The sequence below is a fragment of the Actinoplanes sp. NPDC004185 genome (assembly GCF_053603475.1).
Window position 1 is genome coordinate 36,055 of record NZ_JBSGFR010000044.1, and the last position, 15,035, is coordinate 51,089.

15 protein-coding genes are annotated in these 15,035 nt (G+C 71.7%); 7 read left to right on the plus strand and 8 right to left on the minus strand.

Going from position 1 to position 15,035, the window contains the following annotated elements; translation table 11 throughout:
- Positions 1-55: 55 nt before the first annotated feature.
- Positions 56-1,375: a glycosyl hydrolase gene (locus ACWEOZ_RS34435; protein WP_451914855.1), complete on the plus strand. Its 1,320-nt coding sequence runs from the start codon at positions 56-58 to the stop codon at positions 1,373-1,375.
- 1 nt (position 1,376) lies between these two features.
- Here ACWEOZ_RS34435 and ACWEOZ_RS34440 read toward each other — a convergent pair whose 3' ends face one another.
- Positions 1,377-5,336: a hypothetical protein gene (locus ACWEOZ_RS34440; RefSeq protein WP_451914856.1), complete on the minus strand. Its 3,960-nt coding sequence runs from the start codon at positions 5,334-5,336 to the stop codon at positions 1,377-1,379.
- 191 nt (positions 5,337-5,527) lie between these two features.
- On the opposite strand from ACWEOZ_RS34440, the gene ACWEOZ_RS34445 reads away from it, so the two are divergent.
- From ACWEOZ_RS34445 to ACWEOZ_RS34460, 4 genes are read left to right on the plus strand one after another with little or no spacing between them, the layout of a single operon-like run.
- Positions 5,528-6,442, plus strand: coding sequence for an ABC transporter ATP-binding protein (locus ACWEOZ_RS34445; protein WP_451914857.1), 915 nt, complete (start codon positions 5,528-5,530; stop codon positions 6,440-6,442).
- Positions 6,435-7,298 (plus strand): ABC transporter permease, encoded by an 864-nt coding sequence (locus tag ACWEOZ_RS34450; protein WP_451914858.1) that lies wholly within the window; start codon positions 6,435-6,437, stop codon positions 7,296-7,298. The genes ACWEOZ_RS34445 and ACWEOZ_RS34450 overlap by 8 nt, the downstream gene beginning before the upstream one ends.
- On the plus strand, positions 7,250-8,206 hold the full coding sequence (locus ACWEOZ_RS34455; protein ID WP_451914883.1) for an ABC transporter ATP-binding protein: 957 nt from the start codon (positions 7,250-7,252) through the stop codon (positions 8,204-8,206). The genes ACWEOZ_RS34450 and ACWEOZ_RS34455 overlap by 49 nt, the downstream gene beginning before the upstream one ends.
- A 1-nt stretch (position 8,207) precedes the next feature.
- Positions 8,208-8,918: an ABC transporter permease gene (locus ACWEOZ_RS34460; protein ID WP_451914859.1), complete on the plus strand. Its 711-nt coding sequence runs from the start codon at positions 8,208-8,210 to the stop codon at positions 8,916-8,918.
- 42 nt (positions 8,919-8,960) lie between these two features.
- Here ACWEOZ_RS34460 and ACWEOZ_RS34465 read toward each other — a convergent pair whose 3' ends face one another.
- The 3 genes from ACWEOZ_RS34465 to ACWEOZ_RS34475 are packed head-to-tail and all read right to left on the minus strand — an operon-like array spanning position 8,961 to position 11,364.
- Positions 8,961-9,383 (minus strand): hypothetical protein, encoded by a 423-nt coding sequence (locus tag ACWEOZ_RS34465; RefSeq protein WP_451914860.1) that lies wholly within the window; start codon positions 9,381-9,383, stop codon positions 8,961-8,963.
- A gap of 12 nt (positions 9,384-9,395) precedes the next feature.
- A complete protein-coding gene (locus ACWEOZ_RS34470) occupies positions 9,396-10,301 on the minus strand; it encodes an endonuclease/exonuclease/phosphatase family protein (protein WP_451914861.1) in 906 nt (301 codons plus the stop codon).
- A gap of 31 nt (positions 10,302-10,332) precedes the next feature.
- Positions 10,333-11,364, minus strand: coding sequence for a hypothetical protein (locus ACWEOZ_RS34475; RefSeq protein WP_451914862.1), 1,032 nt, complete (start codon positions 11,362-11,364; stop codon positions 10,333-10,335).
- Positions 11,365-11,468: 104 nt separating this feature from the next.
- Between ACWEOZ_RS34475 and ACWEOZ_RS34480 the strand changes: the two genes are divergently transcribed.
- Positions 11,469-12,062 carry a TetR/AcrR family transcriptional regulator gene (locus ACWEOZ_RS34480; protein ID WP_451914863.1) on the plus strand — a complete coding sequence of 198 codons (594 nt, stop codon included), beginning with the start codon at positions 11,469-11,471 and terminating at the stop codon, positions 12,060-12,062.
- 4 nt (positions 12,063-12,066) lie between these two features.
- On the opposite strand, the gene ACWEOZ_RS34485 is transcribed toward ACWEOZ_RS34480, so the two are convergent.
- From ACWEOZ_RS34485 to ACWEOZ_RS34500, 4 genes are all read right to left on the minus strand, one after another.
- Entirely contained in the window at positions 12,067-12,675 is a 609-nt protein-coding gene (locus ACWEOZ_RS34485; RefSeq protein ID WP_451914864.1) for a hypothetical protein, read from the minus strand.
- A gap of 122 nt (positions 12,676-12,797) precedes the next feature.
- Positions 12,798-13,439: a maleylpyruvate isomerase family mycothiol-dependent enzyme gene (locus tag ACWEOZ_RS34490; protein ID WP_451914865.1), complete on the minus strand. Its 642-nt coding sequence runs from the start codon at positions 13,437-13,439 to the stop codon at positions 12,798-12,800.
- Entirely contained in the window at positions 13,436-13,879 is a 444-nt protein-coding gene (locus tag ACWEOZ_RS34495) for a MarR family winged helix-turn-helix transcriptional regulator (RefSeq protein WP_451914866.1), read from the minus strand. Before ACWEOZ_RS34495 ends, ACWEOZ_RS34490 begins: the two co-directional genes overlap by 4 nt.
- Before the next feature lie 5 nt (positions 13,880-13,884).
- Positions 13,885-14,256 (minus strand): MerR family transcriptional regulator, encoded by a 372-nt coding sequence (locus ACWEOZ_RS34500; protein WP_451914867.1) that lies wholly within the window; start codon positions 14,254-14,256, stop codon positions 13,885-13,887.
- Between the two features lie 83 nt (positions 14,257-14,339).
- On the opposite strand from ACWEOZ_RS34500, the gene ACWEOZ_RS34505 reads away from it, so the two are divergent.
- Positions 14,340-15,032 (plus strand): SDR family oxidoreductase, encoded by a 693-nt coding sequence (locus tag ACWEOZ_RS34505; RefSeq protein ID WP_451914868.1) that lies wholly within the window; start codon positions 14,340-14,342, stop codon positions 15,030-15,032.
- The last annotated feature ends 3 nt before the right edge of the window (positions 15,033-15,035 follow it).

Consider the following 15,035-nt stretch of genomic DNA (forward strand, 5'->3'; position numbering starts at 1 on the left):
GCGATCCGGCCGAGGTAGTCGACAAAACGGACTTTAGGTCGCATAGTGGGCGATCGTGAGACGTCGACCGCGCCGGACCAGGCTCCTGCACCTCATCGCCATGACGGCGATCTTTGCCCTCTCCGTGGTGGCCACCCTGTCGTGGGCCTGGACCGGCGGCGTCGATCAGCTCGGCCTGCCCGGCACCGATCCCGTGGTCACCCGGCCCGGCGGGCCCCTGCCCCCGCTGCCCGGCGCCCGGCCGCCGGCGGAACCCGGCGTGCCGGCCATCCCCGGCGCGCCGACAGCCGGACCCAGCGCCTCAGGCGTGCCCGCACCGTCCGGCTCGGCTGCGCCGAGTGCCTCGGCCGCCCGGCCCGGGCCGGGACAGACCGCGCTGGCCGCGCCCCAGCCGGCGATGCGCGACCGCAACGGGCAGCGCTGCCGCACCGGACGCAAGCTCGTCCCGTCTTGCGGCGTGCTCTGGGGTGTGGCCCCCGGTGCGTTCACCGACGACCGGGGCCGGCGCGCGCTGGCCGACTTCGAACGCAAGACCGGCCGGCACCAGGCCGTCTACCACGCCTACCACAAGGGCAACCGGCAGCTCTTCCCGACGGAGGCGGAGCGGAGGATCGCGCGCGAGCCCGGCCGCGAACGCATCCTCTTCCTGAACTGGAAGCCGGCCGGTGCCTCGTGGGCCGCCATCGCCAAGGGCGACAAGGCCACCGACGCGTTCCTCGACCGGCTGGCCCGGCACATCAACCGGGACTACCCGGAGCAGTTCTTCTTCACGGTGCACCACGAGGCCGAGGACAACGTCAAGGAGAAGAAGGGCTCCGGCTACACCGCCGAGGACTACTCGGACATGTACCGCCACGTGGTCCAGCGGCTGCGCGGGCACGGGGTCGACAACCTGGTCACCGTGCTGGTGCACATGGCGTACGTGCCGCACACCAGCCAGAAGTGGTTCGACGACATGTACCCGGGCAACGACGTGGTCGACTGGATCGGCTTCGACACGTACGCCTACAGCGACCCCGGCTACGGCCACGGCGACTTCGCCGAACTGCTCAACCGGCAGAGCTCGGCCCGCCCGAACTGGCCCGGCTTCTACAACTGGGCCGCGAGCAAGCACCCGGACAAGCCGCTGATGGTGGCCGAGTGGGGGGTCTGGTCCTCGAAGAAGAACCCCGGGCACAAGGCCGAGTTCTACCGCGAGGTGGGCCGGCAGATCCGTAACTTCCCGAAGATCCGGGCCCTGGTGCACTTCGACACCCCGCACAACCAGGACGGCCGCGACTCGTCGGTGGACGCGACCCCGGAGGCCCTGATGGCCTACCGCAAGCTGGGCAAGATGCCGATCTTCCAGGTCGACGTCGCGCCCAGCCTGCCCTGAGTCAGCGCTTGACGGTGACCGCCTTGCTGGTGGCCTTGCCGTCGGTGTAGCCGGTCTTGCGGGCGATCACCGTGACGGTGACCTTCTTGTCGCGCATCGAGGACGTCAGCTTCAGCGACGACTTGGTGGCGCCGCGGATGAGCTTGCCGCCCAGCCGCCACTCGTAGCGGTACGAGTCGGCCTTCGGCGACCAGGTGCCGGCGGACACCTTGACCGTGCGGCCGACCTTGGCCGTACCGGTGATCGCCGGCTTCCTGGTGGCCGCCGGGGCCTTGCCCTTGGCGACCGCGACCGACGCCGCGGAGGTCGCCGATCCGGACTGGTGACCGGACCGGATCGCGGTGACGGTCACGGTGAGCCGCTTGCCGAGCACCGCGGCGCCGACCGGGTACGACGACCCGCTCGCACCCCGGATCGCGGACCCGTTCGCCCGCCACTGGTAGGTGTACGACGTCGCCGCGGGCGTCCAGCTGCCGGCCGAGACCTTGACCGTCGAGCCGACCGCCACGGTGCCGGTGATCGCCGGCGCCTTGGTGGCCTGCAACGCCGTCAGCGTGACGGTGAAGGCGTTGGCCAGCACGACCGGCTCGGCGTCGGCACCGAACGAGTCGACACTCAGCGCGGCCGGGCCGGCGGGGGCCGTGGTCAGGTCGACCTCGGCGGTCAGCGTGCGCCGGTCCGCCGACACTGTCTTCACCGTCGCGGTCAGCGCCGGGCTCCCGGCCGGAGTGACGACCACCGTGTCCTTGAGGTGCAGGCCCGTGCCGGTGACCGTGATGGTGCGCTTGGCCCCGTTGGCCAGCGACGCCGGTGCGGCCGCCGTCGCGGTGAAGCGTTCACCCCCGCACAGCGGACTGTGGCAGGTCGCCTCGAGCCGGTACGGGTGATCGCTCGCGCGGTTGCCGTTGGTCAGCAGATAGACGGTCTGCTCGAGGCGTTCCCGGCCGTGCCAGCAGTGGAAGCCGCCCTCGCCGATCGCGCAGCTCTGCATGCCGCTGCTGCCGGTGACGGCGTACATGCCCGCGTCCCAGTAGTAGGAGTCGTCGGGGTCGTCCGGGTTGTCGACGTCGATGGTCAGGTCGTCGTAGTAGGTGGCCGGGGCGACCACGCACAACGCGGGCTTCGTGCTGCTCAGCGTGCCGGTGTACGGGCCGAAGCCGTACGCGGCCGACGGCACCTCGGCGCACTCCGCGGGCGGCTGACCGTTGGCCCACACCTTCCAGACGTCGAGCTGGTACGCCGTGCTGCCGGTGCCCAGGCTCCACACCAGCACCTGGTACTTGCTCTCACCGGTGACCGCGCAGGCGCTGACGTAACCGGCGCAACTGGTGGTCTCGCCGTCCGGGTCCAGCACGATCGTGCGTGAGACGTTGTCGGCGTCGCGGCTGTCGATGAGCACCCGGTCGGCCGCGTTGGCCGACACCTGGTAGCAGCGCAGGTCCGCGCGGGAGGACACGGTGCCGGTCAGCGACGGCGATCCGATCACTGTGGACGTGACCTGGGTGCAGCCCGTGGCGGCTGCGGTGACGTCCTTGCGCGAGAACGCGAACGTGCCTGTCGCCGTGCTGCCCTCGACCAGGACCGTGGCGGCGCCCGCCTCCAGCCGGCAGACGGTGAAGCCGGCGTCGGAGGCCTGGGTGTTGCAGCGCCGCGAGCCGGTCGGACCGAAGACGGACAGCCGGGCCCGGCCGGTCCCCGCGGTACGCCGGAACGACAGCACCTCGCTCGCCGAATGCTGACCGGCCGGCAGGGTGAAACAGCCGACATACTTGTCGCCGCCCAGCGTCAGCGACGGCGTGGCGCCGCTCGCCAGTGCCGGACAGGCCGGCCCGCCACTGGTACGGGCGAAGTTCAGCGCGTACGGCCCGGCGACCGAGTCGGTGTCCTCGTCGAGGTGCAGCACCACGTGGAACGGCGCGGTGCCCTCCAGCGCGCAGGAGTAGTCCCGGAGCTGGTAGATGTCGCACTCGTAGGTGCCGGTGGCGTCGTACACCGTCATCTCCGGGCGGCCCGTGCCGGTGGCGTCCTGCGGCTTGAGCAGGGCCAGGCCGGCGCCGGTCGGAGTGGGCAGCAGCAGGCAATCGTACTGACCGGCGGCCTTGAACTCGCCCTTGGCCGGGGCAGCGGTGGGCTGGTCGGACGCGCTCACGCAGCCGCTTGCGGCATCGGCGGCGGGCAGCAGCACCGTGGCGTAGGTGTTGCCCTCGGTCACCAGCGTGTACGACCCCGGCGCCGGGAACGTGCAGGTGCCGACCCCGCACACGCGCTTGCCGGCCTGGTCGAAGATCGTGCCGTAGCCGTGGTAGTTCTCGTCGTCGACGACCTCGACGCGGTATCGGCCCGCGGTCGGCACGGTCAGCGTGCGGCACTCGGCCGCGGTGGGCGCACCGGTCGGGGCGGCGCCGTACCGGCCGACCGGGACGGTCGCGCATCCCTGCGGGTCGTTGAGCCGGCGTGCCTCGATCTCGGCCCAGCGGTCGTCCGGGTCCTCGCGCCAGGACGGCTCCGAGATGATCCGGTACGGCCCGTTCCCGGGCAGGACACACCCCTTCTCGTCGTCCTCACGGACCGCGTCGCAGATCCGCCCGCCGGTGGCGTCGGTGATCCAGCCGCCGGAGCGCAGGTCGATCCGGTCGCCCGGCCGCGCGTCGAGCGGGTTGCACTCGACCTGCAGCGGCGAGGTCACCCGCACCCGTACGGCCGGGGTGTCCCAGGCGGTGCCGACGGACGGGCCGCAACCCGTCGTCGAGGTGAGCGGGAAGACGGCGACGGTGACGGTGTGCGGGTCGACCCACCATTCGCTGCTCTCGCCGAACAGCGTGTACGTGCCCGCGGCGGGCAGCGGGCACAGCTCGCGCTGCTCACCCCACTTGCTGCAGAGCTCGGCGCCGGTGTGGTCGGCCACCCGCCAGTTCAGGTACTGGGCGTTGTCGAAGGTGAGCAGGTGCAGCCCGGCGGCCGCGGTGAAGGTCTGGCAGGTGACGTTGTCGCCGCCGATGGTGGCCGAACCGGAGCGGTCGCCCGGGTCACCGAACGTCGCCACCGGCACGTCGTCGCAACCGGCCGGGTCGGACAGCCGGGTCACGGCGACCCGGTAAGCCGTCGCCGCGCCGTACTGCTCGGTCACGAAGAAGCTGTACGGCCCGGCGCCGGTCAGCGTGCACTCGCGGGCGTCCTGCAGGTAGCAGATGCTCTCGCCGGCCGCGTTCTCCAGCTGGCCGCGCACGTCGGAACTGCCGACGCCGCCGACCGAGATCCGGACGAGCGTGCCCTCGGCCTGCTCGACCCGGTAGCACCGTCCGGCCGAGCCGGCAGCCAGCGTCCCCTGCGTGGTCGTGACCGGGAAGGCCAGGGATTCGTTCTTCACCGTGGTGCACGCCGACGGGTGCGACCGGGAGTCGGCGCCGAGCGCGTAGGCGTTGCTGCCCGTTCCGAAGTAGAGGCTCACCGTGATGGTGTAGGTGCCCGCCGCCCCGAGGACGCAGTCACTCGGGTACGTCCCCAGGTAGCAGCTGGTCTCGCCGTCGGCACTGGTGAGCGTGCCGCTCAGGCTGTCGCTGCCCTCGACCTGCGCGCGCAGCACGAGGATCAGCCGCTCGCCGTCCGCCGTGGTGGTCAGCGTGTAGACGTGCTTCTGCCGGTCCTTGATCTCCCCGCAGTCCACTGCCGTGCCGAGAGTGAGCACACCTCCGCAGGGCTCGGCGGCGGCCGCGTCAGCCTTGCTCGGCCTGGGCTGCGCCGTCGGCTGCGGCGCTTTGCTCGGGCTGGCCGGCACGGACGGATCAGGGGTGGCGGTGGGGGTGGTCTCGGCGGCCGACGGGCTCGGCGTGACCGGCGGTGACGGCTCGGCGGGAGCCGACGCCGAGGCGGACGGCACGGGCTCCTCGGTCGCGGCGGCGGCGGGCTGCGGGGCGGTGAGCAGTGCGGCGGCGACAGCGATGCCGGCGAGCGCCTGAGCCAACCGATGTCTGCCGTGCCGTGCGCGCTTCGTCGAGCGTGGTGCCATGCGCCGTACCCCCGTGTTGCTTCGATGTCCGGTGAAATCCAGCGGCATCTTTGCATGTGATCCACTCGCGGTGTGTCCCGTACTCAGGGGGGACTCGGGGGTTTACCTGATCCGCTGCGGTGACACGGGTTCCTAGGCTGTCCGCTGTGAGCCTCATCGTTACCCAAGGGTTGACCAAGACGTACGGCACGCAGGTGACCGCCCTGCATGACCTCACCGTCGCTGTCGAGCCCGGGATCATCGGACTGGTCGGCGCCAACGGCGCCGGCAAGTCGACCTTCATCAAGATCATGCTGGGCTTGATCGCGCCGACCGGCGGGCAGGTGCGGGTCTTCGACATCGATCCCACCGTCGACCCCGACCGGGTCCGCGCCAAGGTCGGCTACATGCCGGAGCACGACGCGCTGCCACCGGACGTCTCCGCCGCCGAGTTCGTCACCCACCTGGGCCGGATCAGCGGGCTGCCCCGCACCGCCGCCCGCGAACGGGCCTCCGAGGCGCTGCGCCACGTCGGGCTCTACGAGGAGCGCTACCGGCAGATCGGCGGCTACTCGACCGGCATGAAGCAGCGGGTCAAGCTGGCCCAGGCCCTGGTGCACGACCCCGACCTGCTGCTGCTCGACGAGCCGACCAACGGTCTGGACCCGGCCGGGCGCGACGCCATGCTGGCGCTGATCCAGCGCATCGGCAACGAGTTCGGCATCTCGGTGGTGGTCTGCTCGCACCTGCTCGGCGAGGTCGAGCGGATCTGCGACTCGCTGGTCGCGATCGAGGGCGGCCGGCTGCTGCGCGCCGACCGCATCTCGGCCATGACCGAGGCCAGCGAGGTGCTCGCGATCGAGGTCAGCGAGGGTACGGACGAACTGGCGGCCGCGCTGGAGGCGCTGGAGCTGCCGGTCACCCGGGACGGCCGGCTGCTGCTGGTGCCGCTGACCCAGGAGGCCACCTACGACCACGTCCTGCGGGTGGTGGCCGATCTCGATCTGCCGCTGCACCGCCTGGACCAGCGACGTCACCGGGTGGCCGAGCTCTTCGCCACGAGGGAGACCGCGGATGCCTGAGTCGAGCGTCATCCACGACATCGGATACCAGCGCTACACCGGGCCGCGGCTGGGCCGCGGCGCCGTGTTCGGCGCGATCTACGTGCACGGCCTGCGCGCGGCCTACGGCTTCGGCCGGTCGGCCAAGGCCAAGATCTTCCCGTGGCTGGTCTTCGGGATCGTCGCCCTGGTCGCGGTCATCCTCGCGGCCGTACGCGCCCAGCTCGGCACCCTGCCCCTGACCTACATCCAGTTCGCCAACACGATGAGCTGGCTGATCATCTTCTTCGTCGCAATCGTGGCGCCGGAGCTGGTCTCCCGGGACCTGCGCGCCGGGGTACTGCCGCTGTACTTCAGCCGGCCCCTGCGCGCCGCCGACTACGTCGGTGCCAAGGCTGCCGCGATGGTGACGGCGGTGTGGATCCTGCTGGCCGGCCCGCAGTTCATCATCTTCCTGGGCGGCGCGTTCACCACCAAGACCGGCATGTCCGGAGTCTGGCACGAGCTCGGTGACCTGCTCCCGGCCTGGGGCTACAGCCTGCTCTGGGCGCTCGTCTTCACCGGGATCGGGCTGCTGATCGCGTCGCTGACCGGCAAACGGGCGTTCGCCGCCGGCGGCATCGTCGCCGTCTTCCTGATGACCACCCCGGTGGTCGGCGTGCTGTCCATCCTGCCGTCGTCCACCGCGCAGGACCTGGCCGGCCTGGCCAGCCCGATGACCCTGGTCACCGGCGTCGGGCAGTGGCTGATCCCCGACGCCAACACGGGCCTGAACATCGGCGAGTTCGGCGCGGTGTATGCCATCGAGGCAGTGTGTCTGGTCGCCGTCTGCCTGCTGCTGCTACTGGCCCGCTACCGGAAGGTGGCCTCGCTGTGACCACGGTCCAACTCGAGAACGTGTCCCGCTGGTACGGCAACGTGGTGGCGGTCAACGACATCAGCCTGACGCTGGAGCCGGGCGTCACCGGCCTGCTCGGCCCGAACGGGGCCGGCAAGACCACCGTGCTGCACATGATGGCGGGCTTCCTGTCACCCTCGCGCGGCACGGTGACCGTCGACGGCGCGCCGACCTGGCGCAACCCGGAGATCTACCGCCGGCTCGGCCTGGTCGCCGAGCGCGAGGCGGTGCACGGCTTCCTCACCGCCCGCGAGTTCGTCCAGGCCAGCGCCCGGATGCAGAAGCTGCCCGACCCGAAGGCCGCGGCCGAGCGGGCGCTGCACCTGGTCGAGATGACCGACGCCGCCGACCGCCGCATCGAGACGTACTCCAAGGGCATGCGCCAGCGCACCCGGGTCGCCGCGGCCCTGGTGCACGACCCGCAGGTGCTGCTGCTGGACGAGCCGTTCAACGGCATGGACCCGCGGCAGCGGATGCACATGATGGGCCTGCTGCACGAGCTGGGCGACCGGGGCCACACCATCCTGTTCAGCTCGCACATCCTGGAGGAGGTGGAGCAGGTCTCGGGCACGGTCCAGGTGATCGTGGCGGGCCGGCTCGCCGCCTCGGGCGACTACCGCAGGATCCGCCGGCTGATGACCAACCGCCCGCACGTCTTCGCCGTGCAGTCGTCCGACGACCGCCGGCTGGCCGTGGCGCTGATCGGCGAGAAGTCGGTCAGCGGCGTGGAGATCGACAACGCCGGGCTGACCGTACGCGCTTCCGACTACGGCAGCTTCACCCGCGCGCTGCCGCGCATCGCCATCGGTGAGGGAATCCGGCTGCGCAAGCTGCTGCCCTCCGACGAATCCCTGGAGAGTGTCTTCTCCTACCTGCTGGAGGCCTGACGTGTCGACCGTTGCGTGGATCACTGCCCGCGGCCTGTTCGGCCGGCGCCGGGTGTTCCTGCTGCTGCCCCTGCCGCTGCTGCTGGTGGGCCTGGCCGTGCTGTGCCGCGCCTACGACGTCAACCCGGCCGACTGGGGCGCCCCGGTGCTGGTCGGCCTGGGCCTGGCCGTGGTGCTGCCGGTGATCAGCCTGATCGTGGGCACCGGGGTGCTCGGCTCCGAAGTGGACGACGGCACGATCGTGCACATCCTGACCAAGCCGCTGCCGCGCCGCGACATCATCCTGGCCAAGCTGGGCGTCGCGATCGGCGTCAGCGCGGTGACGTCGGCGGTGCCGCTGTTCGTGGCGGGCACGCTGGCCGACTCGGCGCGCCTCGGCCTGGGCCTGGCGGTGGCCGCGGTGGTCGGTGCGTGCGCGTACTCGGCGTTCTTCCTGCTGCTGAGCCTGCTGACCCGCCGGCCGGTGCTGCTCGGCCTGGTCTACATCCTGGTCTGGGAGGGCCTGCTGGGCCGCTTCGTCAGCGGCACCCGGGTGCTGTCCATCGAGCAGTACGTGATCACGATCGCCGACAAGATCGCCCCGACCGCCATCCTGGAGTCCAAGGTCTCCCTCACGGTGTCCGTGGTGCTGGCGGTGATCTTCGTCCTGGGCTGCACCCTGGCGGCGGTGGACCGCCTGCGCAGCTTCAGCATGGCCGGCGAGACGAGCTGATCCGTGCGGCGAGGGCCGGGTGGACGCCGGCCCTCGCCGGACCTAGCTGATCCAGCAGTACAGCCGCTGCTCCTCGGTGCGGGCCAGCCGGCCGACCGCGCCGAGGATCTCGGCGGCCAGCTCCGGGTCGATGGGCTCGCCCTCGGCGGCCCGGTCGGCGGCCCACTGCCGCGCGGCCCGGTCCAGCTCCGCCGCGCTCGCGCGGCTCAGCGCCTGCTGGAGCTCCACGGACGCGGCGACGACCTGGGCGCCGTCGTCCTCGTCGGCGATGACCGCCGAGGCGGACGCCGCGAGCGCGTCGTCGAAGCTGCGCCCGGTCAGCAGGCTGTCCCACTCCAGCAGGGCCAGGTCGGCGTCGAAGTTGCCGTAGGTGACCGACTGGTGGTCGGCGTCCGGACCGCCGTCGACCTGGGCCTCGGCGGCCTCGTCATCGGCGGCCACGAAGAATCTGATGATGCTGCTCATCCGGGTATCCCATCAGAGCCGGACCCGGGCCGCGACGGGCAGGTGGTCACTGCCGGTCGCCGGAAGGGACCAGAGCTCGGTGACGGTCACCGTCCGTCCCATGATCTGGTCGACCCGCGCCACCGGCGCCCGGGCCGGCCAGCTGAAGGCGAACGTCGACCGGGCCGTACGCAGCTCCGCGCTGAGCGGCGCCAGCGCCCGGTCGTCGACCGTGTAGTTGAGGTCGCCGAGAAGCAGCACCTTGCTGATCGGCTCGGCGGCGATCATCCGGCCGAGCCGGGCGGCGCTCTCGTCCCGCCGCGACGAGCTGAGCCCGCCCGCCCCGATCCGCACCGACGGCAGATGGGCGACGTAGACGGCGACGTCCCCGCCCGGCAGCCGGGCGACCGCTCGCAGCCCCCGGTTCCAGTCGGTGCCGACCCCGCGCGGCCGGATGTCGACCAGCTCCGCCTCGGTGAGCGGATACCGCGACCACAGCCCGACCGTCCCCTGCACGGTGTGGTGCGCGTACTCCGCCGGCATCGCCGCGAGGTAGGCGGGCAGGGCGGCCGGCGTCACCTCCTCCAGGGCGATCAGGTCGGGGCGGACCTTGACCAGCTCGCGGACCGTGCCGGCCGGGTCGGCGTTCTCGTCGCTGACGTTGTGCTGCACGGCGGTGAGGTCGTAGGGGGAGTCACCGTCCGGCAGCAGGTGGCCGCCGAAGAGGCCGAGCCAGGCGGCGAGCGGCAGCAGCGCGGCCAGGGCGGCGATCCGGGAACGGCGCCACCAGGCCAGGGCGAGCAGCACCGGGACGGTCAGGCCGAGCCAGGGCAGGAACGTCTCCACGAGACTGCCGAGATGCCCGGCGGTGTTGGGCACGGCCCGATGGAAGAGCAGTACGCAGGCGATGATCACGGCTGACACGGCGAGGCTGCGCACCCCGCGATGCTGGCAGGGTCCCGCAAGGTCGTCAGGCGCTGCCGTAGACGTCGGCCAGGGCGGTGAACGCGGCCTTCGGCTCCCACGGCAGATCGGGGTAGGTGTCGCCGGTGCGGTCCTCGTACACCTTGACGATCCCGTAGCTCGCCCGGTCGAGGTCGTCACGAGGGTCGCCGCCGGGGCGGTGCGGGTGGTCGTAGAGGGCGAAGATGAAGACGAAGGTGGCGTCGACACCGGCCGCGTCGAAGACCGCCAGCAGCTCGCGGAGATAGGTGGCCTGGCCGTCCTCGTCGCGGAGGTGGTCGCCGGTCAGCCGCACGGGGCCGCTGTCGCCGTACTCGACGATCTCCAGGCCCTGGGCACCACGGTCGCCGGCGCCGCGGTACGTGGCCGAGCCGAACTCGGTGATCGCGACGGGCTTGCCCTGCAGCTCCGGGCTGCGCATACCCTGCGCGACCAGCTCGGCGAAGTGCCCGGCGATCGCGGCCGACCGGTAGACGTCCATGGCGACGATGTCGAACGGCGTCCAGTCCACCCGGTCGATGGGCACGGAGGCGTAGGTGAGCCGGCCGCCGAAGCGCTCCCGGACGACGGCCACCGCCCGGCCGAGGAAGTCGTTGACCCGGTCGCCGACCCCGCCGAGCACCGCACGGACGCGGTCCGGCTCGCTCAGCAGCGCGAGCCGCTCCTCGAGGCTGTCGCCGGGCAGGAACCCCGGAGCCATGATGCTCAACTCCGCGCCGGTGACGAACACGACCTCGCAGCCGCGCACCCGCAGCCGCTCGGCCCGCTCGGCGCAGTCGGCGAACAGCGCCAGCATCTCGTCGGCGCCCAGTTCCAGCGGGTACGGCGAGAACCAGACCTCCAGCCCGAGCCTGGCCGCGACCGCAGCGGCGAACTCGATCCGCTCGGGATCGCCGCCGGTGACGCGCACGGCGGTGCAGTGCAGGTCGTCCCGGATGATCGTCAGCTCCCGCTCGACCAGCTCCGGCTCGAAGCGCCGCCGCGAGTTGACGCCATGGCGGACGAACCCGGTGTCGTAGGTGATGCCTCTGGCCCGCACGTCGTTCCCCCTAATTAGGTACGCATCGTACCCTATTTTTGACTCTGAGGAGTGGTCAAGCCGATGCTGAGAGGGCACGACGAGTACCGAGGCGGAGGAGGCCGATGACTCAGACCCGTCGTCGGGGTGCGGCGCTGGAGGAGGCGATCCTCCGTGCCGCGGCCGACGAGCTCACCGAGAACGGATTCGCCGGCCTGACCATGGACCGGGTGGCCGGCCGCGCGGGCACCAACAAGAACGCGATCTACCGCCGCTGGCCGGACCGCCTGGCGCTGGGCATCGCCGCCTACCGCCACCTGGCCACGGCGATCCAGCCACCGGACACGGGCACGCTCCGCGGTGACGCCCTGGAACTGCTGCGCCGGGCGAACCGGCACTGGAGCTCGCCCCTGGGCGCCGTCCTGCGCGACCTGCTGGCAGCGGCGGGCAGCGCCGAGAAGCTGGTGGCGCAACTGCCGGAGCAGTCCACCGACGCGATGACCGCGATGTGGCTGACGGTCCTGGGCCGGGCGGTGGCCCGCGGTGAGGCGGCCCCGGAGTCGCTGCACCCCCGGGTGGCGACGGTGGCAATCGTGCTGCTGCGCAACGAGTTCGTGACCCGAGGCGTGCCGTCAGTCCCGGACGAGGTCCTCACCGAGATCGTCGACGAGGTCTACCTCCCCCTGATCCGCCACCACAGCCCGGCCTGGCGGGATTGAGCGTTCAGGCCCCCGTGGTCTCGTAGCGGTCTTCCGGGGCTTCTTTGATCGGGGTGGGCCGCTCGGGCGCCGGCGTGCTGCCGTAGCCCGTGATGTCGAGGGTCCAGGTGCCGGCCGGCTCGGGCGGCGCCGTCGCGGCGGGCACGTCGACCACCAGCCGGCTGAGGCGGCCCTGAGCGTCCACAGTGGCAGTGAACGTCGGCCTGGCGCCCTCGAGCCGGGACTCCAGCGGTTGCGTGGCAATGCCTCCGCCGATCGTCCTGGTGACGGCGAGCGTGCCCCGGATCGTCAATCCGTCCATTGTGGCCGTATCGGCCAGGCCCAGCAGTTGCGTCGCCCCGGTCCGGTCGGGTTTCGTGATGGTCAGCCCTTGCCGGGCCACGGCTTCGGGCATCCGGGACAGGTCCAGGTGTTCCCACGGGGCGTTCCGGTTCTTGCGCGAATATTTGTCCGTTCCGATCACCCGCTCGTCGATCACTTCGGGTTCGGCGCCGGTGAAGGTGGTGGTCCGGGCCGCGCTGGCGTGGGGGAAGTCGGTCGTTCCGGTGACCTGCATGTCGTTCAGGGCGACGGTGTAGGCGTAGTTGCCAGCCGTCAGGCCGACGATCGACACGATGAGGGCCGCCTTCGGATCGGCGGATGCAGGTGCGGGCGCCGCCGGCTGGGACAGGCTGCGAGCGACAGGCCGCCGGCGAGCAGCAGGGCGATGGACCGAAGGCGGATCATGGCGAGAGCTTAGGGAAGCCTGCCGAGGAGGATGTCGCGGCCCGGGCCCCGCAGGTCGTCGATGGCTGCCACCCGTCCGCAGGCCGCCATGCCCAGCGCTTCCGCCGTTCCGGTCACCAGCTCGCCGCTCCCGCGGCGCCAGTCCGTGTCGGTGGCGACGAGCTCCAGCCCGTCGAGCCGCCCCGGCGGCACGAGCGCCGGCGCGACCGCCGGCGAGGCCAGATAGTCCAGCAGGATGCGCCAGTCCTCGACCGGTACGTCCGCAGCCAGCCCCAACGGCCGGGCGATGTCCCGCAGGTGCACGCACGTGTCGGCGAACGGGCCGAGCGGCCCCACCCGTGGCGGGTTCACCCGGTCGGCGGCGTGGTCGCGCAGCAGGCCGATCAGCTCGTTGCGAGGCTTGCGGGCCAGGCGCCGGGTGAAGTGGTCCACAGTCCGGTCCGTGTCGCCGCGGTAGCGCAGAGCCACCACGAGGAACCGGCCGAAGCCGACCAGCATCGGCTGGACGAGGCGGGCAGCCAGATGGCCCACGGTCCAGCCCGCGCACAGGGTCTCGGCCTGCCACTGGGTGTCGTCGAGGGCTTCGAGGAAGTCGGCGATCAGCCGGCGGTTGCCGGTCGTCCGGTCGTAGATCTCGGCGTCGGTGATCATGCGGCTCGCCGCCGGACGTCGCGGCTCAGGGCGGCCAGGACCTTGGCCGCCGTCGCGATCTCCTGCTCGGTGCAGTCCGGGGCCAGCGTGGCCAGTGCCCGCAGCTCGTCGTCGCGGATCCGGCCGATCACCTCGGTCCCGCTGCCGGTCAGCGCGATCAGCACCGACCGCCGGTGGGCCGGGTTCGGCCGGGACTCCACGTGGCCCAGCTTCAGCAGGTCGTTGACGTGGCGCTGGACGCCTTGCCGGGCCAGGTCGAGCCGGTCGCCGATGGCCGGGACGGTCGCCGGGCCGTGCTCGGCGAGGACTTCCAGCACGGCCCGGGTGCCCACGCTCAGGCCCTCGGGTCGCAGGGCCGCCTCGACCACGCGGGCCGAGTTCAGGACCAGCGGCCGTACGTGCCGGAGCACGTCGTACAGAGCAGCTCCGCGCGCCAACATGACAACTATGATGTCATACGCGTGCAGCTCGGGTGGGCCGGATCGGCGGCGGCCGCGATCACCGCGTCGAGACGGTCGCGGGTGGCCAGCAGGCCGGTGATCTGCCGGTCGATGCGATCCCGCTCCGCCGCCAGCCGGGCCTGCGACTCCGGGGTGCTCACGCCTCGGTCCACGCAGGGCAGCAGCTCCAGGATCGTGTGGCTGGACAGGCCCGCGGCGTAGAGCTGCTGGATGAGCTGCACCCGGTCCACCGCCGCCGACGCGTACGTCCGTTGCCCGCTCGGCGTCCGTTGCGAGTGCAGCAGTCCCTGCTCCTCGTAGTAGCGCAGCGCCCGTACGCTCACGCCCGCCGTGCCGGCCAGCTCGCCGATCCGCATGGTCATTCCTCTCCCGCCGGTGATCGTGAGGCCCGTCACCACACTTGCCTCTGACGTCAACGTCAGGTTTTAGCGTAGTCGTCATGAAGATTTCTGGTTCTGTCGCGCTGGTCACCGGCGCCAACCGCGGTATCGGCCGGCAGTTCGTCCTCGAGTTGCTCGCCCGCGGCGCCGCCAAGGTCTATGCCACCGCGCGTAATCCCGAGCTCGTCGACATCCCCGGCGTCGAGGTGCTGGCCCTGGACATCACCGATCCGGCCTCCGTGGCCGCCGCGGCCGCTCAGGCCGGGGACGTCAACCTGCTGATCAACAATGCCGGCATCACGACCTACACCAACCTGGTCACCGGCGACCTGGACAAGATCCGGCTGGAGCTGGACACGCACTTCTGGGGCACGCTGAACGTCATCCGGGCCTTCGCGCCGGTGCTCGGTGGCGGCGCCGTCCTCAACGTGCTGTCCCGGCTGTCCTGGGTCTCCTACAACGGCGCGAACGCGTACAGCGCGGCCAAGGCAGCCGAGTGGAGTCTCACCAACGGCGTCCGGCTCGAACTCGCCGAGCAGGGCACGCTGGTCACCGGGCTGTTGCTGGGCGCCGCGGACACCGACATGATGGCCGGTTTCGACATCGAGAAGACCGACCCGGCCGTGATCGCCCGGATCGCGCTGGACGGCATCGAGGCCGGCGCGCTGGAGGTCGTCGCCGACGAGGCGACCGCCGAGGTCAAGGCCGCCCTGGCCGGCGACCCGCGCGCGCTCTACCCCACGGCGGTCTGAAAA

Coding starts and splice junctions, on each gene's coding strand:
- ACWEOZ_RS34495 (WP_451914866.1), bottom strand. CDS start 13,879: ATGTTGGCGCGCGGAGCTGCTCTGTACGACGTGCTCCGGCACGTACGG.
- ACWEOZ_RS34480 (WP_451914863.1), top strand. CDS start 11,469: ATGACTCAGACCCGTCGTCGGGGTGCGGCGCTGGAGGAGGCGATCCTC.
- ACWEOZ_RS34465 (WP_451914860.1), bottom strand. CDS start 9,383: ATGAGCAGCATCATCAGATTCTTCGTGGCCGCCGATGACGAGGCCGCC.
- ACWEOZ_RS34490 (WP_451914865.1), bottom strand. CDS start 13,439: ATGATCACCGACGCCGAGATCTACGACCGGACGACCGGCAACCGCCGG.
- ACWEOZ_RS34450 (WP_451914858.1), top strand. CDS start 6,435: ATGCCTGAGTCGAGCGTCATCCACGACATCGGATACCAGCGCTACACC.
- ACWEOZ_RS34500 (WP_451914867.1), bottom strand. CDS start 14,256: ATGCGGATCGGCGAGCTGGCCGGCACGGCGGGCGTGAGCGTACGGGCG.
- ACWEOZ_RS34505 (WP_451914868.1), top strand. CDS start 14,340: ATGAAGATTTCTGGTTCTGTCGCGCTGGTCACCGGCGCCAACCGCGGT.